Source organism: Jiangella anatolica, assembly GCF_003236295.1.
Taxonomy (GTDB): Bacteria; Actinomycetota; Actinomycetes; order Jiangellales; family Jiangellaceae; genus Jiangella; species Jiangella anatolica.
This window is the reverse complement of the sequence record NZ_POTW01000231.1, coordinates 1-420: the sequence shown is the minus strand read 5'-3', so window position 1 is coordinate 420 and position 420 is coordinate 1. Positions and strand designations below refer to the sequence as shown.

The 420-nt window shown below is 74.0% G+C and carries 1 protein-coding gene; it reads right to left on the bottom strand.

Annotated elements, in window-relative coordinates; genetic code table 11:
- The coding region (locus tag C1I92_RS33140) for a class I tRNA ligase family protein (RefSeq protein ID WP_146605403.1) at window positions 1–420 on the bottom strand (420 nt) is incomplete at both ends.

The window sequence follows — 420 nt, the reverse complement described above, 5'->3', positions numbered from 1 at the left end:
CCGGGTAGGTCACCGTCGTGGCGACCAGCAGCGCCGGGTCGGCGGTCGGGAAGTCCGCGTACGCCAGCGAGGCCTCGTGGCCCAGCCGCCGCCACAGCTCCTCGGCGACGTGCGGGGCGAACGGCGCCAGCATCAGCACCAGCGGCTCGGCTACCTCGCGCGGGGTGTCCGGCAGCCGGGTCAGCCCGTTGGTCAGCTCGATCAGCTTGGCGATCGCGGTGTTGAACCGGATCCCCTCCATGTCGCCGCGGACCCCGTCGATCACCTTGTGCAGCAGCCGGCGGGTGGCCTCGTCGGCCGGGGCGTCGGTGACCCGCAGCGCACCGGTCTCCTCGTCGACGACCGCCCGCCAGACCCGCTGCAGGAACCGGTACGAGCCGACCACCGCCCGGGTCTCCCAGGGGCGGGACACCTCCAGCG